We start from the raw sequence: 23,143 nt of genomic DNA on the forward strand, positions 1-23,143 counted from the left end.
CGTGAGGAAGCTTTATCTGGCTGTTGGGTCGCTTAATCGCGAAGCCCCTTATTTTCAGGGTGCGCGTGGCGAGGGTCTTTCCATCTTCGCATTCGATACGACGACAGGAGATGCATCGTATACATGCGCAACATCTTCCGTCGACAATCCAACATTCCTGAGTGTCGCGCCGGATACCGGCGTGATTTATGCAAATTCCGAAGTATTTAGCTGGCACGAGGGAACGGTCAGTGCCTATCGTTTTGATGCTGAAAAGGGTGAACTTGTTTATCTCAACAAGCAAAGTGCCCAAGGCAGCATAACTGCGCATAATACCGTGACAGTGGATGGAAAGTTTGTGCTTGTCGCCAATTATGCGATGGGCTCGGGCGGGCCTGACCAGTCGCTTGTTGCGTTGCCAGTGTTGCCTGACGGCAGCCTCGGGCCGGTTTCACATAGCGTTCGTCACGAGGGCAAGCTTGGGCCTGTCGTCGACCGGCAGGAACGGAGCCACCCGCATTGCGTGGTTGAAACACCGGAAGGCGGCATGTTTCTGTCTGCGGACCTCGGCCTTGATGAAGTCATTGCCTATCGCCTTGATAATGATGGCAGTTTCAAGCGGGTGAGCAGTGTTGCGACGCCACCCGGTACTGGTCCTCGCCATATCGCACAGCATCCTAATAGCCGGTTTGTCTATGTCTCCAACGAACTGAATTCCACGGTTTCGCTCATTGAGCGCGAAGGCGATGAGATGCGCCTTGTTCAGACCTTGCCGACAGTGCCAGCGAATTTTGAGTCGCATGGCGCTGATATTCACCTCTCGCCCGATGGTCGTTTTCTTTACTGTTCCAATCGCGGTCATGACTCGATCACCACATTTCGTGTGGATCAGGAGAATGGCAGCCTGGTTGAGATCGGTCACAGCTTTACGGGTGGCGCAACACCGCGTAATTTTACGCTGACACCGGATGGCAACTGGCTTCTGGTCGCTAACCAGAATGGAGATTGCATTGCGATCTTCGCAATCGATAAGGAGACGGGAATTTTGACCGATACGGGCAAACGCATCGAAATAGGCACCCCCGTCTGTGTCAGGCCTTTCTATCTGTGAGCGTTGAAGCCTCAACACCGCGAAAGCAGCGCCGCAAAGGTTCTGGTGTGACCATGGCGGATGTGGCTGCGGCTGCAGGGGTTTCCATGCAGACCGTTTCGCGTGCGTTGCGTTTTCCAGATTCCGTGATGCCTGAAAAGCGGAAGCTTATTCAGGATGCAATCGAGAGGACGCATTACGTTCATAATCTCGCGGCCAGCCATCTTGCATCGCATAAAAGCAATACGGTTGCGGCGATTATACCCACATTGTCCGCATCTGTTTTTGCTGACACGATCCAGCATTTTTCCGATGTACTGCATCGGTCCGGTTATCAGATATTTTTAGGCAATACTGATTACCGAATGGAGCGCGAGGAAGAAATCATTCGTAGCCTCCTCGGGCGGCGACCGGATGGGGTTTTTCTGATCGGCACACACCATAGCAAGCGCAGTGTCGCATTGCTCAAACGTGCCGAAATTCCAGTCGTTGAGGGCTGGGATTTTACCGATAAACCGATTGACCGGCTGGTGGGATTTTCCAATACGGCGGCAATCACCGAGATGGTCAGTCATCTGATCAATACGGGTCGGCGCTATATTGTGTTTGCCGGTGTGGTTCGGAAAGGCGACAGCCGTGCTGCCGAACGCCGTGGCGCATTCAAAGCGGCAATGGAGCAAGAGTTTCCGGACGAGAAGCCACGCATCACGGTGGCAACTGAAATGCCGATTGCCATGGCTTCGGGTGTCGATCTTCTGCGACGGGCGCTGGCTCAATATCCCGAAGCCGATGCTGTTATGTTTTCAAGTGATATTCTAGCTTCCGGCGCGTTGCTTGAGACGCAGCGCATTGGTATCAAAGTGCCACAACGGCTCGCGATTACAGGCTTTGGCGACTTTGAACTTTCGCGTCATCTGCTGCCGCCATTGACGACGGTTGAAGTACCTTCGGCGGAAATCGGACGGAAGGCGGGTGAGCTTTTACTGGAAGCAATGCGTGGCGAAACATCGACAAACACAATTGTCGATGTCGGTTTCGAACTCAAGATCAGAGCCAGCGGCTAAATAACCATCTGATGCTCAAAGTCGGTTAGCACTTCGCAGCCATTTTCTGTAACATGCAGCATGAATTCGAGCCGCACGCCGCCAGTGTCAGGATCGAAGGCGGTGGGTTCTACCATCACAACCATGTCTTTGCGGAAACGCTCTGCTTCATAGCTGACAAGCCGTGGCCATTCATGGACAGATGTACCGATAGAATGTCCGGAGTGATGGGCATAGCCATAGCCATGTGCTGCGATATGGGCCTGCAATTTTTGATCCAGTTCACCGATGCCAAGGCCTGGGCGGATGATTTCGATTGCCAGATCAAGCGCCGATTTTACGGCCTTGAACTGTTTCTCAAACTCATTAGTTGTTTTGCCCAGCATTGCCGATGCGCAGCTGTCGCCCCAATAGCCTTTGACGCGCGGTGCGAGATCGCAGATGAGTGGGTCGCCGGTGGCAACGATACGGTTTGTTGGCCAGCCCATGAATGCTGATGTGCGGGTTTTGCCGGATATGAAATCGCCGGTAAGTGGCAGGCGTTCACCAGCTCTGCTTTCCATGGCGAGCCTGATGTCGGCAAATATTTCCAGCTCGCTGCGGCCCGCCTTGCTGTGCTCAATAAACGCGCGTTGCCCGGCGGAAGCGGTCAGCGCTGCCTCACGCAATAGCGCGATCTCATTTGCTGTTTTCACCATGCGCTGGCGCTTGAAAGCATCAATCGACACACGACGGCATGTGTCGATAAGTGGGAGCAAGGATAATGGGAAGCTGTTCTGCTCTATGGCAATTGCTCCTCTGATACCAAATTTGGTAAAGAGATCCTGTGCAGCATTGAGATAGTTCGTAAAAATGTCTGTCGGCTCTTTATATGAAAAACCTTCATATGTGAGAATGATCTGTGCCCAGCTTGGCGTTTCTGCTTCGAGATTGGTGACGACAAGTCCGCATTCGCCGTTTTTGCCAACCAGTGCGATGGCAGGTCCACCCGCAAAGGGTGATGGCCCCGCTTCAATGGAAACGACATGACCTGAAGTGTAGGCGATGCCATCGGGGCTGGTAAAAACGCCCCAATCGGCACCGGATGCTTTGATGGCATCAATGGTCCGTGCAAGCCGCTCGTCCAACGGGTTCTCCTTCAGATAAGATTGCGGATATGGCGATCACGGCCATAGGCTGCGACCAGAAGCAGGATGAGGACACCGAGTGACGACTGTACCATGGCATCCGAAAATCCCATACCGATGAGAAACGTGCGCAGTTCCATCAGCATGATAGCGCCAGCCACCGTTCCGACAAATCCGCCGCGCCCGCCGATCAGTGCGGTTCCGCCGATAACGACCGCAGAAACCGTTTGGAAAAGATAGGGCGTGCCCACTGTCGCACTTGATGAGCCGGTGAAGCCGAGCAGAAGAATGCCAGCAAGTGCAGCAAACATGGCGCTGAGGCCAAAAGTGATTGCCCAGATTGCAACCGGTCTGATCAGTGCCAGTTCGGCGGCTTTGATATTTGAACCCAGCGCATAAAGCTTGCGGCCATAAATCGTACGGCGCAACACAAAGACGGTGCCAAGGGTCAGCAAAATTGCAAACGGGATCAGCCAAGGGAATGGCAAAGGCCCGATGCTGCCACCCAATGACACGAAATCATTGATGAAAGCGGGTGCTGAACCTGTCGGCAAGCCGCGTGTCCAGATTTGTACGCCTGCTTGAACCATCGTTCCGACACCAAGCGTGACGATGAGTGGGTGGATGGAAAGCGCTGCCGATAATGCGCCGGAAAACGCACCGATCAGCCCGGCTGATGCCAGCACGATAATACCGGCCAAAAGCGGTGACATTCCATCGCCATAGAGGCTGGCGAAGACAACATTGGCAAAGCCGATCACAAACGGAATGGAAAGGTCGATGCCACCAAGGATCATCACCAGCGTCTGCCCGAGTGCTGCAATCGCAAGCAGTGCTGCCAGAACCAGCATGGCGCGAATGGAGAAAAGGCTGGCAAAGCCTGGAATGAGGGCTGCTCCCAAGAGGAACACCAACGCCACCCCGATGAAGGCGACCAGCGCGCGATTTGTAGCCAGTGCCTTAATCATGACTGCGCCACCTTGCGTCGGAAATAGAGTTTGAGTTTTTCGGAGTTGAGGCAGACAGCCAGAACAAGTACTGCGCCATAGACTGCCTGCAGCACGAAGGTCGAGACGTTGAAGGCCGTCAACATGCTTTGCAGCAGGAATATACATGCTGCACCCAGAAATGCTGCGGTTAATCCGCCAACGCCGCCGGCGAGGCTGACGCCGCCAAGGGCGACTGCAGCAATAGCAATCAGCGTATAGCCGGGACCGATGATCGGATCACCTGAGCCAATGAGGGCTGTGAGCGACAATGCTGCCAGTCCTGCGAATAATCCGGCCAGCACATAAGCGATGAAGCGCACGAGCGGAACATTGACACCAGCGGTGTAGGCGGCTCGATCCTCGCTGCCGACGGCCATAAGCGTCTCATAGAAAGGCAGGCGTTTGATACCGATCCATATCAGAACCGCAGCACCTACCGGCAGAATGGACCATGGACCCGCAAAAGATGACAGCCATGCAGGTACGGAACCCGATGGGGACGGCAGGATGGTGAGCGCCAGCCCGCCAAATATCAAGTAGGTGCCAAGCGTTGCAACAATTGGCTGAATACGGATGATCGCCGCCAGAAGGCCATTTAATGCGCCAGCTAGAATACCGAGTGCAATTGCTGCCGGGATAATGATGCAGGGCGAGGATATGCCGCCTTTTGTGATCAGCATCTGAACGAGAATGACATTGATCAAACCCACGAGCGGACCAACGGAAATGTCAATTGAGCCGCGTCCGGCAAGAAACGGTATGGTAACCGCGAGCGAAGTCAGCAGCAGCGGCGCTGCAAGTCCCAACACCGAGCCCCAGTTTGACGGTGCAAAGCGTACCGGGTTAAGCACAATATTGATGACAAGCAGAATGATGAACAGGATTGCGGCGAGCCGTGTTTCCTGACTGCCGCAGAAGATGCGCCGCAAGCCGCTTTTGTTGTCGGTTAAGATCATAGCTCCACCTCATCCTGCCCGAACATGGCTGCAAGGACGCCCGACATCGACATTTCGGATTTGCTGATAGTTTTTGAGCATTCAAAATCGCGGAACACTGAAACGCTGTCGCAGATTTGCAGGATTTCTTCGATTTCGCTCGACAGGATGACGAGCGCGATACCTTCTTCACGGGCGAGTTTACGGAAGGCTTCATAGAATTTCATGCGGGTGTTGAGATCAACGCCGCGTGTCGGATCGTTGAGCAGCATTACACGCGGTTTGAGCGCCAGAAGCCGTGCGAGCAGCACTTTTTGCTGATTGCCGCCGCTGAGTGCCGTGATCGGCGCGTCCATTGCCGGATAGCGGATCGACAGAAATTCGGTATAGCGCTGCAGCTCTTCCTCCTGTTTGCGGCGGTTGAGGATGCCACCCCATGAAAAACGCGGCATGGAAGGCATACCAAAATTATCGAGTACGGAAAGCACCGGGAAAATACCGGTCGCGCGTCGGTCACGCGGCAAATAAACCACGCCGCATCTGGCGGCATTGTGATGATTACTATAGGCACTCTGCTCGCCGGACCGGGTGACGATTTCGACCTTTGAATGACGAGGCTGATTGAAGCCTGCAAGCGCCAGCAGAAATTGCTCCTGGCCATGGCCCTCGAGACCTGCAAGTCCGGTTATCTCACCGGCGCGGATGGTGCCGGACAGCGCTTTGCGCCCCGGCGCAAGCACGAGATTTTCATAGGTAAGAATGATTTGATCATTCAACATGGAGATGAGCCTCCGGCGCCATCAGTTCCAGAAGGATCTGGCTGTTGATCTGCTGCCTGTCGAGCGTATCGACAACATGGCCGCTGCGTAGCACCGTGACCTCATCGGAAAGGCGTTTCACCTCTTCCAGCCGGTGCGAAATGAAGATCACAATATTGCCCGACGCAGCGTATTCTTCGATTGTTTCAAAGACGAGATCACGATCTGCATAGTCGAGCGCTGCTGTTGCTTCATCGAGAAGCAGGATCGAAGGACGGCTGATGAAGGCGCGTGCAATCACTACGAGCTGCTGTGCTGCTAGTGACAGGCTGCCAGCTGCTGCGTGCAAGTCGATCGGAAAGCGTGCAATTTTTGACAGAACTGCGTGCGCTGCCTTTTCGCGGACTGATTTGCTGACTTTACGGGTGATGAGCCCGTCAAACCCGAGAAAGATATTCTCGACCACCGAACGATGCGGAGCGATCAAAACTTCCTGAAAAACCGTAGCAAGGCCCAGTGCCTTCATATCTGCAGGCGATCTGGCCGAGACGGTTTTGTCGTTGAGAACGACACGCCCATGCGTGGGTGCGACCACGCCAGACAGTATTTTCAGCATCGTGCTCTTGCCCGATCCGTTCTCCCCCAGGATCGTATGAACGCCATGGCTGAAAGTCACATTGGCATTTGTGAGCGCAATTGTTTCGCCATAACGCTTTTCAAGGTTTTCGACCTGTAGTGACATGACCGGAGCGTGCGTGATGTTGGGCAGCCCCGCTTCGGCAAGCAGTCTGTGTATGCTGGATGTGCCCAGCGAGGGATGCTCAGAGTCTGGCATAATGAAATGACTTTCTGCATGCGATAAGCGAAGGTCATTGCCAATGGTTTGGGCCAATTGATCTGGACCAATTGACCTTGGCAATGACGTTATTCAGCGCGTCGTCCTGCAAACCTTACTTGGAGCAGGAAGCTGGAACTTTCGCGAAGTCATAAAGTGCGGTGGCGCTTCCGTTCGAGAAGTAGCCATTAAGCAGTTCTTCCGGGAATGGATCCTGCGGCGGTATCGGGAAGATGGCTGCGGAATCCGGCTTCATGCAGTCCTTGTACCAATTTGGAAGGTCGGCCTGCGTCACAAGTGGCATCGGAGCGATGATCGTATTGACGAGCGGCTTTTGGCCTTCAAGAACCCGTAATGCGACGCGGAAAGCGTTCTGCGCTGCAACATGCGGTGATACTTCACCGCCATAGAACTTGAACGTGTCCTGATTGGCATTCCAGTAGCCAAGTGCATCGCCAGAAATGGAAGCGGCGATCAAGGGAAGTGGACGACCTGCCTGCTGGAAGGCTTCCGCAATAAAGCGTGCTTCGCTGCCCGTCGACCAGACTGCATCAATCTGCTGCGGTGTGGTGGCAAGTGCCTGAAGCACTGCGGATTTCGTTGTCGTGCCGGTCCATTCGCCGCTCACTTTACGGGCAATCTTGAGATTGCCGGACTCTTCAACGGCTTTTTCAAGTCCGGCATTTTCCTGCTGTACAAGCGGATGACCGGAGATGCCCTCAACCTGAAGAACGGTGCCGCCATCTTTGAGCACCTCCGCAATGCCTTTGCCCATCTGGTAGCCCCAGAGGTTTTGGTTGTGCATGACATTGATGGCATTCGGCGTCGTTACAGAACCAGCGGACGTTATAACCGGAATGCCAGCCTTATAGGCATCGTCAATCACTGCATTGAGTGCGGTGGAAGAACCGGCAATAGTCGTGATGACATTGCAGCCCTGTTCAATGAAGGCGCGAATTTGCGAAATCTGCTGTGTGGCATCGCCATTGGAGTCTGAAACAACATATTCAGACACATCGCCTGCAGCGATAGCCCCATCCACAAGGCGCTTGAGTTCGTCATTGAAGGTTACACGCCACGGATTGCCCATATAGGACTCCGAATGGCACCAGCGCCACGGCTTGGCGGGCGCCTTGAAATCACCATAAGCAGAAGGGCCAACTTCAACCACATCGGTATAAAGTGCCTGAATTTCAGTTGGCAGGGTGCCGAGCAGTGCCGCGCGGTCCTGATTTTGCGCACTCGCGCTCAGCGGAGACGCCGACAAAATAGCGAGTGTGAGTGCCTTCAAACCTAGGCCTGAGCGAATTCTGGTCATGTGTTCTCCTCCAGCGTGAACCTCCCGTTCACTTGTAAAAACTTTATTCACATATGCGTCATCACGTCAATTGAAAAATGTTAGCGCTAAAACATCTTGTGGCACTATCGCATAAATCATGAAGATATGAATATAAAAATGTTAGCGCTCACTCTAGACAAGGCAAAAATATTGGATAGGTTCTGACGCAAATGGATTTGAGCAGGGAGTGGAGCTGCCATGGGTGTTTTATCAGGCTATCGTGTGCTGGATTGTTCGATTGCGATGGCGGGGCCATTTGCAGCGCAGCGTTTGGGTGATCTTGGTGCCGATGTGGTGAAGGTTGAGCCGACGACGGGCGAATGGCAGCGCCATGTGGCGGCGGGCGGTGCCGAAGGCAACCGCGTTAATGTCTCTTTCCTGTCGCTTAACCGTAACAAGCGGTCGCTCGCGGTCGATCTGAAATCACCAGACGGCAAACAGGTGCTTCTTGACCTTGTGAAAACCGCCGATGTGTTTTTGCAAAACTATCGTCCGGGCGTCGCAAAGCGTCTTGGCGTCGATTACGAGTCGCTTTCCAAGATCAATCCAAAGCTGATCTATGTTTCGATCTCTGGCTATGGCGAAGATGGTCCTTATGTCCATCGTCCGGGGCAGGATCTCGTTTTACAAGGTATGTCGGGCGCTATGCTTTCGGCAGGCCGTGAGGGCGAGCCGCCAACCGCCGCCGGGCAATATCTGGTGGATGCCATCACCGCTTATACTGCGTTTGAAGGCGCGCTTGCAGCACTTCTCCATCGTGAGCGTACGGGTGAGGGGCAGTTGGTGCAGGTCAATATGCTCGATGCGATCACCACCATTCAGATGCAGGAGCTTTCGGTTTTCACCGTCGGTGGCAAGCCGCAAACTCGTTCGGCAGAGCCACATGCTCATGTCTATATCCGGGCGCCTTACGGTGCTTTTGCAACCTCTGACGGCTTTATCATCGTCGCTTTTCCGAAGCTGAAAACGCTGGGTGAAGTGATTGGCGAAGACAGTTTCCTCATCATGAATGATGAGGTTGATACTTGGGCGCGTCGCGATGAAATCTTTGCCAAGACACGCGATAAGCTGAAAACGAAAACCTCTGCCGAATGGCTGGAGCTTCTTCGCGCAGCCGATATCTGGTGTGGCCCTGTCTATGGCTATGCCGATCTCGTGGACGACGAGCAGATCAAGCATAACGGCACCTTTGTCGAGTATGAGCATCCGACAGAGGGCAAGGTAAAAACGCCGGGCTTCCCGATCCGCTTTTCCAAGACGCCATCGACAGTGGACCGTGGGGCACCCGTAACCGGGCAGGATACGCGAGATGTGCTGGCCGAAGCCGGATATGCGGCAGACAAGATTGAAGCACTTGAGAAATCTGGCGCTATCGTGTCGGGGAATATCTGAAATGCAGGTGATTAAAGCTCTCACCTGGGATCATCCGCGCGGCTATAATGCATTGGCGGCGGCATCAAAATTGCCGGATGTTATTGCTGCCGGTCTGGACATCCATTGGGACAAGCAGCCGCTAGAAGGTTTTGAATCCCACCCGATAGCTGATCTCTGCGCCCGCTATGATCTCGTGGTTCTCGATCATCCGCATGTGGGCGAGGCCATATCTGGCGATTGTCTGCTTTCGCTTGAAGACGTGTTTGGCGCTGAAACGGTTGCTGAGCTTGCCAAGGCCAGTATCGGTCCGTCATTAACGAGCTATCGCTTTGCGGGTAAGCACTGGGCGTTGCCGCTTGATGCTGCAACGCAGGTTATGGCTCTTCGTCCTGATCTCTCAGACGGTGTGCCTGTCACTTGGGATGAGGTGCTTCGCCTGTCGCAGCAAAGCGGCAAAGTCGCGCTTTCGCTTGCTGGCCCACACGCCTGCCTGTCATTTCTGTCTATCGCGGCAGCTTTTGGCGAGCCTCCTGCCGAAAAAGACCCGAACATACTGGTTTCAGAAAATGTGGGGCAGCACGTCTATGATCTGATGGCAGAACTTGCGGCGCGAAGCCCGGCATCTGTTCGGCAAAGGAACCCCATCGGTATATTGGGCCATATGGCCGAGTATGACGATGTTGCATTGTGCCCGCTGGTCTATGGTTATGTGAATTATGCTGCACCGCAAAGTGGAAAGCCTGTCGCGTTTCATAATGCGCCACGCGCAGCCAATGGCGGTCTTCCGGGCTCGACATTGGGCGGCACGGGCATTGGTGTTTCGCGCCGTGCTCATATCACCTCCGCGCTCAAAACGCATCTCTTGTGGCTAATGAGCAGTGAAGCCCAATCTGGGTTCATTCCCGATCATGAAGGCCAGCCATCGCGACGCGACGCCTGGCATGATGAGCGGGTGAACCGGCGATGGGGCAATTTTTATCGTAACACCGCGGATACTTTGGAGCAGGCTTATGTGCGCCCACGCCATGATGGCTACATCGCCTTTCAGGGCATAGCTTCGGCGCTTTTGGGGGCGGCCTTTGATGAACGCCGCCCGGCATCGGCAGTGTTGAATGAGCTGCAAATTCTCTACGCCGCTTCGCGCGTACATGACGGTGAAAGGTAGTTTTCCATGACTGAAGACATCAACTTCGAAATCGACGGCGCAGTTGCCGTCATCACCTTGAACCGTCCGCAGAAACTCAATGCCGTGACGCCGGAAATGGCTGATGCCATCGTTGCAGCTGTGACCGAATGCAACGATAGCGACACGATCCGTTGCGTTATTCTGACGGGCGCTGGAGAACGTGCATTCTGTGCGGGCTCGGATATTCGCGAACTCGATACCTATGAGACACCTTGGCAGTTCCGCAATCGGCCGGATTACTGCGATGCATTTCGTGCGCTTCTCAAGCCGTCGATTGCAGCTGTCAATGGCTATGCCTTTGGTGGCGGGCTCGAAACTGCGATGTCCTGCGATATCCGTATTGCTTCTGATAACGCGCAATTCGCGGCACCCGAGATCAAGCTCGGCTGGATCGGTGGTGGAGGGATGGCTGCCCATCTGGCGCATTCCATAGGCGCATCCAACGCAGCACTGATGATTATGACAGGCGACCCGATTCCCGCCGAGAAGGCAGAGCGCTGGGGGCTGGTGAGTGAAGTCGTGCCGCTGGCTGATCTGCTCACGCGGGCGCGCGAAATTGCGAGTGTGATCGCATCGCGTGCACCGATTGCCGCCGAAACCGCGAAGCTCAACCTCAAAGCTTCTGTCTCGATGCCGCTTGAAAAAGCCATCGAATATGAGCGCGATCTGCAAACCATCTGCTTTGCAACTGCTGATGCGCAGGAGGGGCGAGCGGCGTTCAAGGAGAAAAGAGCGCCGGTTTTCAAGCGGCGCTAACAAAGGCCGGGGGGACTTTATATACGTCAAATCGAGGGAGAGGGATTTTGACAATCGAAACTATGAGCAAGCAGCAGGCGCTTGGCAGTACGATTTTTGCCAGCACCATCGGCACCGTCGTTGAATGGTATGACTTCATTCTTTACGCGATGGCTGCAGCGCTGATCCTCAATCATCTGTTCTTTCCGCAATTCGATCCAACTACCGGTATCATTGCGTCTTTTGCGACCTATACGGTCAGCTTCCTGGTGCGTCCGCTGGGCGGCATCGTCTTCGGCTGGATGGGCGACCGCATCGGTCCTAAACCGGGGCTTTGTCGCAAAATTTTTAGATCTGTCGCGTTATGTGTCGGTCATTACGGATGCTGTTGTGAGGTGCGCAGAATGTCGATCCGCGCGCCAGTGAACGATAACGCCATCAAAGCAGACATTATACCGGAAGCCAGCATCATAGCTCGTTGCGATCCAAAATCACACTCGATGCTGGCTCACCGGAAAAAGCACCCCTTCTCTGATGCTCTCGGCGCAGCGCCCATGGCTTATGACGGCACGATATTTATCGTTCATCCACACCCCGTCCGGCGATGAAAGACACGTGTTTCGTTACGTGCCAATTAACAACGTCGAGTTAAAATTTTGACAGAGATAATTAATTGTTCAATAAGATTCACTGTGCCAAGTTTAAGGGCTCCAAACGTAGCCTATACAGGAATATAATGAAGACTTTAGTATCTACTCTCGTATTATTCGCTTCATTGACATCTACGTGTCTTGCGGAGCGCAGACCTACGATTCTTGATCTCGCCGAGCAGGGTTATGAAATAAAGACCGCAACAGGAAATTATGTTTTCCTCCAAAATGAAGAAAAGATCTATATGTGTTCATTTCTTCAGGTAAGTGAATACAACGTTGCTTCAGGAGAGATCGATGCTATCAAGTTTGATTGTGCCGCGGTCAAATGAGAAAGACAGTTCCTGCAAGCCGGAAAGCCTCAGATTTTTCGTTGACGTTCGACTTTGAGGTGCTTGTTGAATGAAGATTCTGATATTGATGCTCGGGCTTATTCAGGTGGTGATCGGCTTAATTTTCATCGTTGAAGCGAATTCGGTTCAAAGGTTGACGCTGGGCACACTGTCCTTCGGGTTTGGCTCAATTTGTTGTGGTATCGCGGTTATTATAGGCCGTCTCGATGCGCTTCGCACAAGTTTCAAGCGTCCCCCCGAATAGCCTGGAATCAGCAACATTTCTGTCCGCAGAAGTATGTCGGTAGCGGCGTTTTGATCGAGTCCTCGAAAAGGGTCGGATTGATAACCTCTGCATAAGGTTCCGGCAGGGTTGCATATCGCGCGTGTGAGAGCGCTTTATAAAATTTTTTTGGACAAAATACACGTTAAAACACAAGTTTAGAGCGAGTATAGCATTTAATCAGAATGAAATGTGCTCTAAAGAAAAAAGGCAATCCTATGAATGACGATGATGCTATTCTGGCTTCAGTCTACACAAGATGGCACCAACTTACCGTGCCTTTTTCTCTCATAACAAGTGCCGCATGCTTCCTTTTTGTTACTTTAAATCGTGGACCAATTATCCTTGCGGGTGTTCTTGCACTGGTTGCATTGGTGGTGCCGCCGCTCATTGCATTCAAGGCCTTTCCGACGCGCAATCGGATCAAGGTCATGCCGGATGGTTTGCAATTTTCGCGTCGCGCACCCATTGCTTTTGCTGAACTCAGTGGCTGGGGTACTGACGATTTCCTGAAACTGGTCCGTCCAGGCTATCCGACATTGCTTGTAAGCCCGCTTGACGTGCCAGGCCGTGAGCGCCTGTTGCGCGAATTCAAGACGGCACTTGACGACTGGCAGCAAAGACATCCCGAGCGACGTGCGGCCGCCAAATCGCATTTTTATGGCACTGTGAGGGCTCGGCTGATTGGCATGCTTATTTGCATATTGGGCGCTGGTATTTCTATTATGGCGTTAAATATGCATTCCCCATCTATAGAACTCGCTTTGGTGGGTGGTTTGGGCGCTTTATTCGGATTGTGGATATTATCGCGTCGAAAAAAAGAGGCTGAAACCCAAGAGCGCGGTTGAAATAATAGCCGCCGACCCGATCCAAAAACGTCAATTTCCACACAAAAGTCATAAAATTGACACTGGAATCTTATTCTTGCCATCGGTTTGCCGTCGCTTTTTGCGGCTTGAAGGACAAAAATGCCAAAAAATACGAGCTTCAATGTCTTATCGTGAGCTAAATTTTCCGTTCTGATTTGACATTGTTCTCCAAGCGGGCGTTGTTGCATGGAATAGATTTTGAACGGAATCCGGTCTTTGATGCTCAACTATTTTGTTTCAACTTGAGACGGACGGATTTCGGGCGTGGTGTTTACAGCATGAGGTTATAGACACTGCATCCAAGTATAACTTCCGTCTTCTGATTGGCGACATTGCGTGATCTCAGCGTTGAACCGTTTATTGATTTATAATTGCCTATAGCGTTTTCTACTCTCGCTCGTTTCCCATACTTGTTAAGAGGTTCTGTCGCAAACTTTTCATGCCTGATGATCCGTGCAAGGGATTGTACCGATTTCAGTTCGAAGCGAGGCATTGATCATGGTCAATTTCAAGGGGACGCATTCCCCAAAAGTGTGATCATGTATGCCGTATTCTTTTACGTTCGTTACCCGGTTTCCTATCGTGATCTTCAAGAAATAATGGCTGAAAACGCGGCGTAGAGATTGACCATGCAACATTGAACCGATGGGTCGTTAAATACGCGCCGGAGATTGCGGCTCAGGCGCAAAGACGTAAACGCCCAACACTTGGTTCATGGCGGGTTGACGCGACATATGTAAAGGTCAAAGGGGAATGGATCTATCTGTATCGAGCTGTTGATCGAGACGGACAAACCCTTGACTTCATGCTGTCTGAGCGCCGAAATCTCCACGCTGCATGACGGTTCTTTAATCAAGCCATCGCAAGCAATGGTATTCCAAACGAGATTGTTATTGATAAAAGCGGGGCTAATTTGGCTGGTGCGCTGGCTATAAACAATATCATGAAAATTACGGGTGCGGATAGGCTGATTGAAATCCTGAAGGTCAAATACCTTAACAATATTCTCGAGCGGGATCATCGTTTCATCAAGCGGATCACAAAACACATGTTTGGCTTCAAAACGTTTCATTCAGCGTCTGCCACAACCGCTGGCATTGAAATCGCTCATATGATCCGCAAAAACCAATTCGCAAACGACAATTGTTCGCCATTCGAGGTATTTGCGGAACTCGCAGCATAATTGTGTCCAGATATAACGCCGTTCTTAACCTGCTGAAATTTTTGCGACAAAGCCCGGAGGCCGCGGTGGTTAAGGTTTTAGCGCTCTGTCCATTACGCTTCTATTATCAAAAGACCACGCAGGATCGTGTTGGTAATTGTTTTGGCCGCATTTGCGTAGTCGGCTTCAATAAGTTGATTGACATCAAGTGCATCACAGGCAAGAGCTTCAAACTGGACATAAAATTGGGTTGCCGACCAGAGCAGAATGAATAGATGTCGCGCATCGACTGGCACGATTTTGCCCGATGCAGCCCATGCATTAATGACGCGTGCCTTTTCGGCGGTGACTTTTCGCATATGTTCACGCGCATCTTTGGAGAGGTGTTCTGCACCTTGCAAAATTTCATTGGCAAACAAGCGCGTTTCTGCTGCATTTTCCCATGCATGATTAAGCTTGGCACGAACATAAGCTTCAATCGCTTCCGCCGGTTCACGGTCTGCTGAAATGTGCCTGAAGGCATCATCCCAGCTGTGAATCAGCCGGTCGATTGCTGCGTTGTAAATCTCTTCCTTCGACGAGAAATAGTAATAAACATTCCCTTTTGGCAGTCCCGAAGCTTTGGCAATTTCAACAATACGCGCACCATCAAGCCCCTTGCGAGAAAAAATCTCAACAGCGGCTGTCAGTATCCTGAGAACGTTTCGCGCTCTGATCGGCTCATCAGAAGTCACCTGATTTCCAGGCTCCATTTCCACCGATCTGCTATGTTCTGCCATTGGTTATCCCATTGTTTTCAAGTATTTTTCCAAGATTAATCATCCCGGTCAGACACGCGTGCGCATCCACTGGTCTACTCATACGACAGTAAGAGACCAAAGGAATCGAGTTACCAATAAAAAAGAAGTTGACAAGATGGTCAACTTCTTTTCATAAAAAGCTGACAAAACGGTCAGGTTCTTGGAACGGCCTGACCACCGCAACCTTGGGGAGGGTGCGAATGACTATGCGGTTAAAAACTGCGATGGAGGAATTTCTGTCGGATTGGCCCGCCGATCTGCCAGAGTCATGGCGCGCACTTCTCGGCAATGTTGCCCTCGATTTTGATGGCATTGCGCCAGAACTTGAGTTGGAAATCTGGGAGCCGATTTTTCCGGTTCGCCGTGGCAAACACTTTCCGGGAATGCCGGTCGGTGCGCATTATTTGCGCGCCTTTGATGATATTTCGCCTGATGATGTTCGCTGCGTCGTTCTCGGTCAGGACCCTTATCCTGAACCCGGATTTGCCACCGGACGAGCATTTGAAGCGGGCAATCTGGCTGTTTGGAGCGAACTCAACAAGATGTTCTCCAAAAGCATCCGCGCATACACGCAGCAGATCGTTGCCGCGCGCACCGGAGATTTATCTTATGCACGCAGTTTTGCCGACTGGCCGAAGACTTTGCATGCGATTGAAAGTGGCGCTGTTGAGCTGGAGCATCCTTCCGGCATTGCTGATCGCTGGGTGAGTGAGGGTGCCTTGCTTCTCAATGCGTCTCTTACGCTCACGCGCTTCCGGGTCGATGTGGATGCGCATCAGTCTCAGGGGCATCTCGTTCTCTGGCGCCCCCTGATTGTAGAAACGTTACGCGCGCTTGCTGCACGCGGAAAACCGGTAGTGTTTCTGGGCTTTGGTGATGCGGCTGCAGAGGCGCTTAAACTGGCAGGCATTGACGAAACCATCGGTGGCAACGTGCACTGCGTTCTGCGCGATCATCCCGCATTTGCGGAGCGTGTGCTTTCCCGACCTAATCCGTTCATTCTCTGCAACGATTTTCTAGAGGAGATGGGTGCTCAACCCATCGCTTGGTAACATGGCCGCAAAGAAAACATTCGATTACATCATCATCGGCGCGGGCTCGGCGGGCTGCGTGCTGGCCAACCGGCTTTCTGCTGATTCGGCCAATAGGGTCCTGTTGCTGGAAGCTGGCGGAAAAGACCTTAATCCGCTGTTCCGCCTTCCTATGTTGATGGGAAAGCTGTTTCATTCGGGCATTTACAACTGGCATTATCACACTGAGCCCGAACCGCACCTCAATGATCGCTCGCTCTATTGGCCGCGCGGTAAAGTGCTTGGGGGCACATCGACCATCAACGGCATGATTTATGTGCGTGGTAACCGTCATGATTATGATCGCTGGTCACAGATGGGCGCGACAGGCTGGTCCTATGATGAAGTGCTGCCCGCATTTCTTCGTTCCGAAACCCATGTGCAGCGCAAGGATGCCTTCCACAACACAAAAGGCGAACTGACTGTTTGCCGTGCGCGCGGCTGGAATAGTTTGCTGAATGTTTTCAACAAAGCAGGCGAACAGGCCGGTTATCCGCTCAATGATGATTTTAATGGTGAAGAGCAGGAGGGCTTTGGCCGCTACGACTTCACCATCACCAAGGGGAAGCGCTGCTCCACAGCCTATGCTTTCCTGCGCCCCGCTAAAAAGCGGTCAAACCTCACCATCATTACCCGCGCTCATACGCGACGTATTCTGATTGAAAATGGTCGTGCTGTTGGCGTTGAGTACAGCCGCAAGGGCAAAGTGGCCACGGTCCATGCTGACTGCGAGGTTATCCTGTCGGCGGGTGTGGTCAATTCTCCGCAAATCCTGATGCTGTCCGGTATTGGTGCAGCAAGTGAGCTCGCAGAACATGGCATCAAAGTCGTAAAAGACCTTCCCGGTGTTGGCAAAAACCTTCAGGATCATGTCGATTGCGTCATGGCCTATGAATGCCCCGAACCGGTTACGCTTTATTCCGATCTGCGCGCCGATAAACTCACATGGTCCGTTATTCAGGGTATGCTGTTTGGGGAAGGTATCACCACAACGTTCCCTTATGAGGCAGGCGCGTTTGTCAAATCACGTACCGATCTGGCAGCACCTGACATTCAGCTTCATTTCATGCCTGCGCTTGAAAAAACTGCAAATCTCCACTTTCCAAACCCGTTCAAAAAAGAGCGCGTTGAAGCCAATCATGGCTTCTCGCTGCGTGTTGGCCCGGTCAATCCAGAAAGCCGTGGCCAGATTAGTCTGCGTTCCGCTGACCCGATGGATCGCCCGCGCATCAATGCCAATTACCTGCAAACCGAGTTCGACATTCGCACCATGATCAATGCAATCCGCCTGACGCGCGATGTGATCAAGCAAAAAGCGTTCGATAAATATCGTGGTAAGGAATTAGCGCCGGGTCCGGCGGTTGAAAGCGATGCTGAGCTGACCAAATGGCTGCGCGCCAACGCGATGACCACCTTTCATCCCGTTGGCACTTGCAAGATGGGTAACGACCCAATGGCCGTGGTTGATGCACGGCTGAAAGTTCACGGCGTGCAAGGTCTGCGTGTGGCAGACGCGTCAATCATGCCAATCATTTCGAGTGGCAACACAAACGCTCCCGCCATCATGATCGGAGAGCGCGCTGCTGAATTCATTCTAGAGGAGGCATCTCTGTGATCGTCGAACATCGCACATATACTTTCAAACCCGGTACGGTCGATGGCTGGCTCAAGAAATATGAGACAGAAGGTTTGCCGATTCAGAAGCGGCATCTCAACACGTTTCTCGGCCTTTATGTCAGCGAGATCGGGCATCTGCATCGCACGGTTCTGATGTGGCGCTATGACAGTCTTGCAGATCGTGAAGCACGGCGCGCCGCCATGTATGCCGATCCTGAATGGCAAACATTTATCGCCAGCGTCTGGGCGCTTGATGCTATCCAGACGCAGGATGTGATGATTATGAATCCGGCTTCGTTTTCGCCGGGCACTTAAAAACAAAAGCCTAAGGGCGACGCCACAGTCGCCCCAATAATAACTCGGATACTTAACTTCCAGAGCAAGGAAATGGGAACATGACGAACAAAAAATCAAACGAAATCGATATTCTGCGTCAAGCAATCGATCGCAGAAGCTTCCTGAAGACATCTGCTGGATTGGCTGCCTTCAGTATAACCAGTGGTTTGATGACCGCTGCATCTTTTGCGGCAGGTGGCCTTGTCGCACTGGTACATACGCAAGCGGCAGGTGACGCCAGTGCTGTGGACTCGATGATCGCCAAACTCAAGCAGCTTTCCGAAGAACAGGGCTTTCAGTATCGTGCCGTTTACGCGCAGGACCCTGCTACCTACGAAACCATCTTCCGCACGCTGGGCGATGCCGGTGCTGCGGTGATCGTTTCAACATTCAATGAAGTTGCGGAGCCGTTCAAAGCGCTTGCGCCGTCTTATCCGAATACAAAATGGGTTCAGCTTTTTGCTGATCCGTTTGAACCGGCAATTCCGAATGTCGTCACGGTTTCCTATGACTATTATCTCGGTTGCTATCTGTCCGGCATTTTCGCAGCGCGTCTGAGCAAAACCGGCAAGCTCGGCTTTATTGGCGGCGTGTCTATTCCACCGATCAATGCCGACTATAATGCATTCAAGGCTGGCGCATTGTCTGTTCGGCCTGATGCATCGGTTGCCGTTGCTTTTGCAGGCTCATTTCAGGACCCGGCGAAGGGACAGGAAATTGCCACGCAGATGTATTCAAGCGGCATTGACTTCATCCAGACCGATGCAGCAGCAACTGACTTTGGCATCATCGCAGCCGCAAAAGAAGGTGAAGGTCGTCTGGTGAGTGTGCTTGATCCGGCGCAGTTCCCGCAAGGTCCGAAAAATGTCATCTCAATCGTCGGTCTCGATTTCGGTACTTCGCTATACAATGAAGTGAAGAAAGCCAATGGCAGTGATTTTGCCGGTGGTACACATGAGCACACAGGTCTTGGAACCGGTGTTATCGATTTCATCCTGTCGCCACTTTTCGCGCAGGAAGGCCCGGCTGATCTCGTTGCCAAAGCGAAGGAAGTTGAACCGGAAATTGCAGCCGCGCGCGCCGCAATTCTGGACGGATCACTGAAAGTTCCCTTCAATACAACGCTCTGACCGGATCTGCTGCAATGACCAAGGCCAGCCAGCCCATATTTGAATGCCGCGATGTGACCGTGCGATACGGTCAGATCGTTGCACTCTGCGATGTCGGAGCAGTCTTCGAGCGTGGAAAAATCCATGCCGTTGTCGGCCAGAATGGCGCAGGAAAAACCACTTTCGCCAGAGTTTTGGCTGGCCTTGTTCGCCCGGCATCGGGCGAACTCAGAATAGATGGTCGCCCAATTGTGGGCGGCAATGTCAAAGACGCCCGCAATATGGGTGTTGAACTGGTGCATCAGAGTTTTGCGCTGCCGCCGTCTTTCACTGTGGCGGAAGCGATGCAATTTGGCGCTCAAGGCGGTGGTCTGTTTTCCAAAGGCAAATTGGAGAGGCGCTGGCAGCCTCATCTTGATGCGCTTGATGTCAAAGTGAAAGCCAGTCAGCGCATTCGTGATCTGGCGGTGGAGACGCAACAAGGTGTTGAAATTGCAAGAGCGCTTGTTGCGGAAGCCAAACTTCTGATCCTTGATGAGCCGACAGCAGTTTTATCGCCCGAAGGTGCAGATAAGCTTTTTGAGCGGGTTCGCCGTCTAAAAGAGCGCGGTGTTACCGTCATCCTGATCCTGCATAAAATTCGGGAAGTGCTGGCAATCGCCGATACGGTTACGGTGCTGCGCGGCGGCAGGCTGGTTGATGGTCCGCTGCCATGTGACGAGATCGATGCTGACAAGCTTGCAGAGCTGATCATTGGTGCCAATGCGGCTAAAAATCTTAATGCCGACGACAAGGCAGCATTGACCGGCAGCATGATCGTTACCCATGCACATGAAAATGAGAATGTTGTTGCAGGAAAAACTACACCAATACTGCGTATGAATAAGATATCAACGCGCCCCGATCCGGAAGGACCGGCACTTGATCAGGTTGATCTCGAAATTCGTCCCGGTGAAATCATCGGCGTTGCGGGTGTTGAGGGCAACGGACAGCGCACACTTGTTCGCGCAATCGCTGCAATGGCCGATGTCGTTGAGGGCACGATTGCGTTAGATAACAAAGAGTTGACCGACGCGCCGCTTGCCGCACGACGGGCAGCCGGACTTCGTATCATTCCTTTTGAGCGCAATGTCGAAGGTTTGAGCCTGACAAGTTCGCTTTGGGAAAACTGGGCTGCGCGCAATCTTCTTCAGATGCCGCTTTTGTCGACCATCAACCCTTCTGCAATTCGTAAAGAATGTGATGCTGCCCTCAAACAATGGGACGTGCGCTATTCGGAAGTGGGACAGCGTGCAGGCTCACTGTCAGGTGGTAACGCACAAAAAGTGATCCTGTCCCGCGAAATGGACGAGGATGCGCGTCTTATTCTTGCTGCCCAGCCGACCCGTGGGCTGGATATTGGAGCCACCTCTTTTGTCTGGGATTCCATGCGCAAAGCTCGGGCTCGGGGATGCGGGCTGATGTTCATCTCATCTGACCTTGATGAAATCTTCGACATTTCAGATCGCGTGATTGTCATGCTGTCGGGGCGCATCGTCGCTGAATTCCGGCCACCCTATGACCTCGCCGCGGTTGGCGCCGCCATGACAGGAGTTCATCGATGATCGACCGGTTTGTTTCCGTTTTTCGTGCGCTGATCTTCATCCTGATTGGTCTCGCATTATGTGGCATCATTTTTCAGGCCGCAGGCTATTCGACGGGACTGATGTTCCAGTCGATTGCTGAAGGCGCATTTTTAAGACCCGGTGCACTGCAACAGGCTCTGCGCTGGGGCTTGCCGCTGTTCATTACGGCTGTGGGCGTCGCAGTTTCTTTTCGCGCTGGTTATTTTAACATTGGTGCGCAAGGGCAGTTCTACATGGGTGCCATTGCTGCTGCTTTCACGGCGGAATGGTTGAACGGTGCGCCTGCGCCGGTTGTTATAACGGCCTGCTTTCTTGCTGGCATGACCGGCGGCGCATTATGGGCCTTGTGGCCAGGACTGTTGCGGCTCAAATCGGGTGCGGATGAAGTCATCACGACGCTGATGGGCAATTTCATCGCGGGCCTGTTTCTGCTTTACGTTACAGCTGGCCCGCTCAAAGACCCGTCAGGAACCGGACAGCAGGCATCAAGCCGACCGCTTGCAGGCACCTATCGCATCAGTGACTCGCTTGGACTTTCTCCAACCATCATTGCAATTGCTGTAATCGTGGGGCTTGCGATGTGGTTTCTGGTCAACCGTACTGCTTTCGGCGTCCTGTCCGGGCTTGCTGGACGCAATCCGACAATGGTGCAATGGCAGGGCGCGCGTACGTGGCGCATCGGGCTGGCGAGTTTTCTGCTCAGCGGCGCACTTGCCGGTCTTGCTGGCACAATCGAGTTCATGGGGCCAAATGGCCGTATTACGGGCGGTTTCCTGCCAGGGCACGGCTTTACCGCAATTCTGATCGCACTGGTTGCCAATTTCTCCGTGGTCGGAACAGCCTTTGTTGCGCTGTTTTTCGGCGGGCTTGCCTCAGCAGCTTTGTATTTGCCGATCATGGCGGGTCTTCCGTCATCAGCCATCGACATTATCAATGCGGCAATCGCTCTCTTTATCACTGCAAAATCCAGTGTCGTTGACCGGATCGCAAAACTCGGAGGACGGATATGGAAGACTTCGTAATTGCTATTCTGCGCTCAGGTACACCGCTGATTTATGTCACGCTTGCGGGGGTGATCGCGCAGCGGACAGGTATCTGGCATCTCGGTCTTGAGGGCCTGATGATTGCCGGTGCTTGTGCCACCATTGTCGGCATTGTGCTCACACAATCGATCTGGTCAGCGCTTCTGATTGCAATTAGCGTCTGCATTGTTGGATCTGTCCTGTTCTGGTTTGTCGTTGAAAAACTCAAAGCCAACCAGATCATCGCGGGTCTTGGGCTGACGGGATTAGGCCTTGGCGGAACAGCACTTGCCGTTCAGTCGATCTTCGGCACACAGGCCGCAGTCAGCGCACCTTTTGGTCTGCCACGCATCGGCCCTGCCTTCGGCGCTTATGGCTCTCTTTCTATCCTCGTGCTTCTCATGCCGTTTGTCGTGTTTGCTATGTGGGTTGTCTTACGACGCACACGCTTTGGCTTGCGTCTGGCGGCAGCAGGCGAACACCCTTTTGCAGCGCGCAGCGTTGGCATTAATCCCGCCTTGATGCGTCTGGTGGCGCTGATGGTTGGGGGCGTTTTGTGCGCATTGGCCGGTGCAGAACTTGCAGCCGGAAGCCTTCAGATATTCACCCAGAATATGACTGCTGGTCGCGGCTTTATGGGCTTCGCTGCCGTTATCTTCGGCGCTGGTCACCCAATTGGCGCAAGTCTTGCGGCGGTGTTCTTTGCCGTGGTGGGGGCGCTTGGTATCAGGGCGCAGCTGGCTTTTGGCGATCGTGTTCCGCACGATTTGCTGCTTGCTCTGCCCTATATTGCAACGGTTATAGGTATCTGGATCAGTACGCAGATGCGGGGTGGCACCAAGGCTGCCAATGGCTTTGGCGAGTTGCGCGATCAGTAA

At 53.0% G+C, this 23,143-nt stretch carries 22 protein-coding genes and 2 pseudogenes; 16 read left to right on the forward strand and 8 right to left on the reverse strand.

Annotated elements, in window-relative coordinates; genetic code table 11:
- Position 1: 1 nt before the first annotated feature.
- Together U2P60_RS20250 and U2P60_RS20255 are read left to right on the forward strand one after the other, a co-directional pair.
- Entirely contained in the window at positions 2 to 1,090 is a 1,089-nt protein-coding gene (locus U2P60_RS20250; protein ID WP_413574192.1) for a lactonase family protein, read from the forward strand.
- Positions 1,087 to 2,133 carry a LacI family DNA-binding transcriptional regulator gene (locus U2P60_RS20255; RefSeq protein ID WP_413574194.1) on the forward strand — a complete coding sequence of 349 codons (1,047 nt, stop codon included), beginning with the start codon at positions 1,087 to 1,089 and terminating at the stop codon, positions 2,131 to 2,133. The genes U2P60_RS20250 and U2P60_RS20255 overlap by 4 nt, the downstream gene beginning before the upstream one ends.
- Here U2P60_RS20255 and U2P60_RS20260 read toward each other — a convergent pair.
- The 6 genes from U2P60_RS20260 to U2P60_RS20285 form a co-directional block, all read right to left on the reverse strand.
- Positions 2,130 to 3,239 carry a M24 family metallopeptidase gene (locus U2P60_RS20260; RefSeq protein ID WP_413574195.1) on the reverse strand — a complete coding sequence of 370 codons (1,110 nt, stop codon included), beginning with the start codon at positions 3,237 to 3,239 and terminating at the stop codon, positions 2,130 to 2,132. The genes U2P60_RS20255 and U2P60_RS20260 overlap by 4 nt on opposite strands.
- A gap of 11 nt (positions 3,240 to 3,250) precedes the next feature.
- On the reverse strand, positions 3,251 to 4,207 hold the full coding sequence (locus tag U2P60_RS20265) for an ABC transporter permease (RefSeq protein ID WP_413574196.1): 957 nt from the start codon (positions 4,205 to 4,207) through the stop codon (positions 3,251 to 3,253).
- On the reverse strand, positions 4,204 to 5,184 hold the full coding sequence (locus U2P60_RS20270; RefSeq protein WP_413574197.1) for an ABC transporter permease: 981 nt from the start codon (positions 5,182 to 5,184) through the stop codon (positions 4,204 to 4,206). The genes U2P60_RS20265 and U2P60_RS20270 overlap by 4 nt, the downstream gene beginning before the upstream one ends.
- Positions 5,181 to 5,942: an ATP-binding cassette domain-containing protein gene (locus U2P60_RS20275; RefSeq protein ID WP_413574198.1), complete on the reverse strand. Its 762-nt coding sequence runs from the start codon at positions 5,940 to 5,942 to the stop codon at positions 5,181 to 5,183. The genes U2P60_RS20270 and U2P60_RS20275 overlap by 4 nt, the downstream gene beginning before the upstream one ends.
- A complete protein-coding gene (locus tag U2P60_RS20280; RefSeq protein WP_413574199.1) occupies positions 5,932 to 6,756 on the reverse strand; it encodes an ATP-binding cassette domain-containing protein in 825 nt (274 codons plus the stop codon). Before U2P60_RS20280 ends, U2P60_RS20275 begins: the two co-directional genes overlap by 11 nt.
- A gap of 115 nt (positions 6,757 to 6,871) precedes the next feature.
- Positions 6,872 to 8,074, reverse strand: coding sequence for a substrate-binding domain-containing protein (locus U2P60_RS20285; RefSeq protein ID WP_413574200.1), 1,203 nt, complete (start codon positions 8,072 to 8,074; stop codon positions 6,872 to 6,874).
- A gap of 219 nt (positions 8,075 to 8,293) precedes the next feature.
- On the opposite strand from U2P60_RS20285, the gene U2P60_RS20290 reads away from it, so the two are divergent.
- From U2P60_RS20290 to U2P60_RS20315, 6 genes are all read left to right on the forward strand, one after another.
- Entirely contained in the window at positions 8,294 to 9,487 is a 1,194-nt protein-coding gene (locus U2P60_RS20290; RefSeq protein WP_313830215.1) for a CaiB/BaiF CoA-transferase family protein, read from the forward strand.
- A gap of 1 nt (position 9,488) precedes the next feature.
- A complete protein-coding gene (locus tag U2P60_RS20295) occupies positions 9,489 to 10,634 on the forward strand; it encodes a carbohydrate ABC transporter substrate-binding protein (protein WP_313830216.1) in 1,146 nt (381 codons plus the stop codon).
- 6 nt (positions 10,635 to 10,640) lie between these two features.
- Positions 10,641 to 11,411 carry an enoyl-CoA hydratase/isomerase family protein gene (locus tag U2P60_RS20300; protein ID WP_313830218.1) on the forward strand — a complete coding sequence of 257 codons (771 nt, stop codon included), beginning with the start codon at positions 10,641 to 10,643 and terminating at the stop codon, positions 11,409 to 11,411.
- A gap of 47 nt (positions 11,412 to 11,458) precedes the next feature.
- On the forward strand, positions 11,459 to 11,998 hold the full coding sequence (locus U2P60_RS20305; protein ID WP_413574201.1) for a hypothetical protein: 540 nt from the start codon (positions 11,459 to 11,461) through the stop codon (positions 11,996 to 11,998).
- Positions 11,999 to 12,442: 444 nt separating this feature from the next.
- Positions 12,443 to 12,637, forward strand: coding sequence for a hypothetical protein (locus tag U2P60_RS20310; RefSeq protein WP_413574202.1), 195 nt, complete (start codon positions 12,443 to 12,445; stop codon positions 12,635 to 12,637).
- 236 nt (positions 12,638 to 12,873) lie between these two features.
- Complete coding sequence (locus U2P60_RS20315) at positions 12,874 to 13,503, forward strand: hypothetical protein (protein ID WP_413574203.1); 630 nt, start codon at positions 12,874 to 12,876, stop codon at positions 13,501 to 13,503.
- A gap of 292 nt (positions 13,504 to 13,795) precedes the next feature.
- On the opposite strand, the pseudogene U2P60_RS20320 reads toward U2P60_RS20315, so the two are convergent.
- Positions 13,796 to 13,942: pseudogene (locus U2P60_RS20320) on the reverse strand (IS5/IS1182 family transposase); the annotation flags it as partial.
- A 121-nt stretch (positions 13,943 to 14,063) separates the two neighbouring features.
- On the opposite strand from U2P60_RS20320, the pseudogene U2P60_RS20325 reads away from it, so the two are divergent.
- Positions 14,064 to 14,707: pseudogene (locus tag U2P60_RS20325) on the forward strand (IS6 family transposase).
- Positions 14,708 to 14,799: 92 nt separating this feature from the next.
- Here the strand turns inward: U2P60_RS20325 and U2P60_RS20330 are convergent.
- Complete coding sequence (locus U2P60_RS20330; RefSeq protein WP_413574204.1) at positions 14,800 to 15,465, reverse strand: TetR/AcrR family transcriptional regulator; 666 nt, start codon at positions 15,463 to 15,465, stop codon at positions 14,800 to 14,802.
- A gap of 221 nt (positions 15,466 to 15,686) precedes the next feature.
- Here U2P60_RS20330 and U2P60_RS20335 point away from each other — a divergent pair, with 221 nt between their 5' ends.
- From U2P60_RS20335 to U2P60_RS20365, 7 genes are all read left to right on the forward strand, one after another.
- Positions 15,687 to 16,538, forward strand: a complete 852-nt coding sequence (locus U2P60_RS20335) for a uracil-DNA glycosylase (protein ID WP_413574205.1) — start codon at positions 15,687 to 15,689, stop codon at positions 16,536 to 16,538.
- A gap of 1 nt (position 16,539) precedes the next feature.
- On the forward strand, positions 16,540 to 18,171 hold the full coding sequence (locus tag U2P60_RS20340) for a GMC family oxidoreductase (protein ID WP_413574355.1): 1,632 nt from the start codon (positions 16,540 to 16,542) through the stop codon (positions 18,169 to 18,171).
- Complete coding sequence (locus tag U2P60_RS20345; RefSeq protein ID WP_413574206.1) at positions 18,168 to 18,488, forward strand: NIPSNAP family protein; 321 nt, start codon at positions 18,168 to 18,170, stop codon at positions 18,486 to 18,488. Before U2P60_RS20340 ends, U2P60_RS20345 begins: the two co-directional genes overlap by 4 nt.
- 125 nt (positions 18,489 to 18,613) lie before the next feature.
- Positions 18,614 to 19,639 (forward strand): BMP family ABC transporter substrate-binding protein, encoded by a 1,026-nt coding sequence (locus U2P60_RS20350; protein ID WP_413574356.1) that lies wholly within the window; start codon positions 18,614 to 18,616, stop codon positions 19,637 to 19,639.
- A gap of 14 nt (positions 19,640 to 19,653) precedes the next feature.
- The gene (locus U2P60_RS20355) at positions 19,654 to 21,222 is read left to right on the forward strand and encodes an ABC transporter ATP-binding protein (protein WP_413574207.1); all 1,569 of its coding nucleotides are present in this window, start codon (positions 19,654 to 19,656) and stop codon (positions 21,220 to 21,222) included.
- Complete coding sequence (locus U2P60_RS20360) at positions 21,219 to 22,265, forward strand: ABC transporter permease (RefSeq protein ID WP_413574208.1); 1,047 nt, start codon at positions 21,219 to 21,221, stop codon at positions 22,263 to 22,265. The genes U2P60_RS20355 and U2P60_RS20360 overlap by 4 nt, the downstream gene beginning before the upstream one ends.
- Positions 22,250 to 23,143 carry an ABC transporter permease gene (locus U2P60_RS20365; protein WP_413574209.1) on the forward strand — a complete coding sequence of 298 codons (894 nt, stop codon included), beginning with the start codon at positions 22,250 to 22,252 and terminating at the stop codon, positions 23,141 to 23,143. The genes U2P60_RS20360 and U2P60_RS20365 overlap by 16 nt, the downstream gene beginning before the upstream one ends.

The sequence above is a fragment of the Brucella sp. H1_1004 genome, assembly GCF_047308065.1.
GTDB classification, from domain to species: Bacteria; Pseudomonadota; Alphaproteobacteria; order Rhizobiales; family Rhizobiaceae; genus Brucella; species Brucella pseudogrignonensis_B.

Coding starts and splice junctions, on each gene's coding strand:
- U2P60_RS20290 (WP_313830215.1), top strand. CDS start 8,294: ATGGGTGTTTTATCAGGCTATCGTGTGCTGGATTGTTCGATTGCGATG.
- U2P60_RS20295 (WP_313830216.1), top strand. CDS start 9,489: ATGCAGGTGATTAAAGCTCTCACCTGGGATCATCCGCGCGGCTATAAT.
- U2P60_RS20265 (WP_413574196.1), bottom strand. CDS start 4,207: ATGATTAAGGCACTGGCTACAAATCGCGCGCTGGTCGCCTTCATCGGG.
- U2P60_RS20280 (WP_413574199.1), bottom strand. CDS start 6,756: ATGCCAGACTCTGAGCATCCCTCGCTGGGCACATCCAGCATACACAGA.
- U2P60_RS20330 (WP_413574204.1), bottom strand. CDS start 15,465: ATGGCAGAACATAGCAGATCGGTGGAAATGGAGCCTGGAAATCAGGTG.
- U2P60_RS20310 (WP_413574202.1), top strand. CDS start 12,443: ATGAAGATTCTGATATTGATGCTCGGGCTTATTCAGGTGGTGATCGGC.
- U2P60_RS20365 (WP_413574209.1), top strand. CDS start 22,250: ATGGAAGACTTCGTAATTGCTATTCTGCGCTCAGGTACACCGCTGATT.
- U2P60_RS20300 (WP_313830218.1), top strand. CDS start 10,641: ATGACTGAAGACATCAACTTCGAAATCGACGGCGCAGTTGCCGTCATC.
- U2P60_RS20275 (WP_413574198.1), bottom strand. CDS start 5,942: ATGTTGAATGATCAAATCATTCTTACCTATGAAAATCTCGTGCTTGCG.
- U2P60_RS20360 (WP_413574208.1), top strand. CDS start 21,219: ATGATCGACCGGTTTGTTTCCGTTTTTCGTGCGCTGATCTTCATCCTG.
- U2P60_RS20285 (WP_413574200.1), bottom strand. CDS start 8,074: ATGACCAGAATTCGCTCAGGCCTAGGTTTGAAGGCACTCACACTCGCT.
- U2P60_RS20335 (WP_413574205.1), top strand. CDS start 15,687: ATGACTATGCGGTTAAAAACTGCGATGGAGGAATTTCTGTCGGATTGG.
- U2P60_RS20315 (WP_413574203.1), top strand. CDS start 12,874: ATGAATGACGATGATGCTATTCTGGCTTCAGTCTACACAAGATGGCAC.
- U2P60_RS20270 (WP_413574197.1), bottom strand. CDS start 5,184: ATGATCTTAACCGACAACAAAAGCGGCTTGCGGCGCATCTTCTGCGGC.
- U2P60_RS20355 (WP_413574207.1), top strand. CDS start 19,654: ATGACCAAGGCCAGCCAGCCCATATTTGAATGCCGCGATGTGACCGTG.
- U2P60_RS20340 (WP_413574355.1), top strand. CDS start 16,540: ATGGCCGCAAAGAAAACATTCGATTACATCATCATCGGCGCGGGCTCG.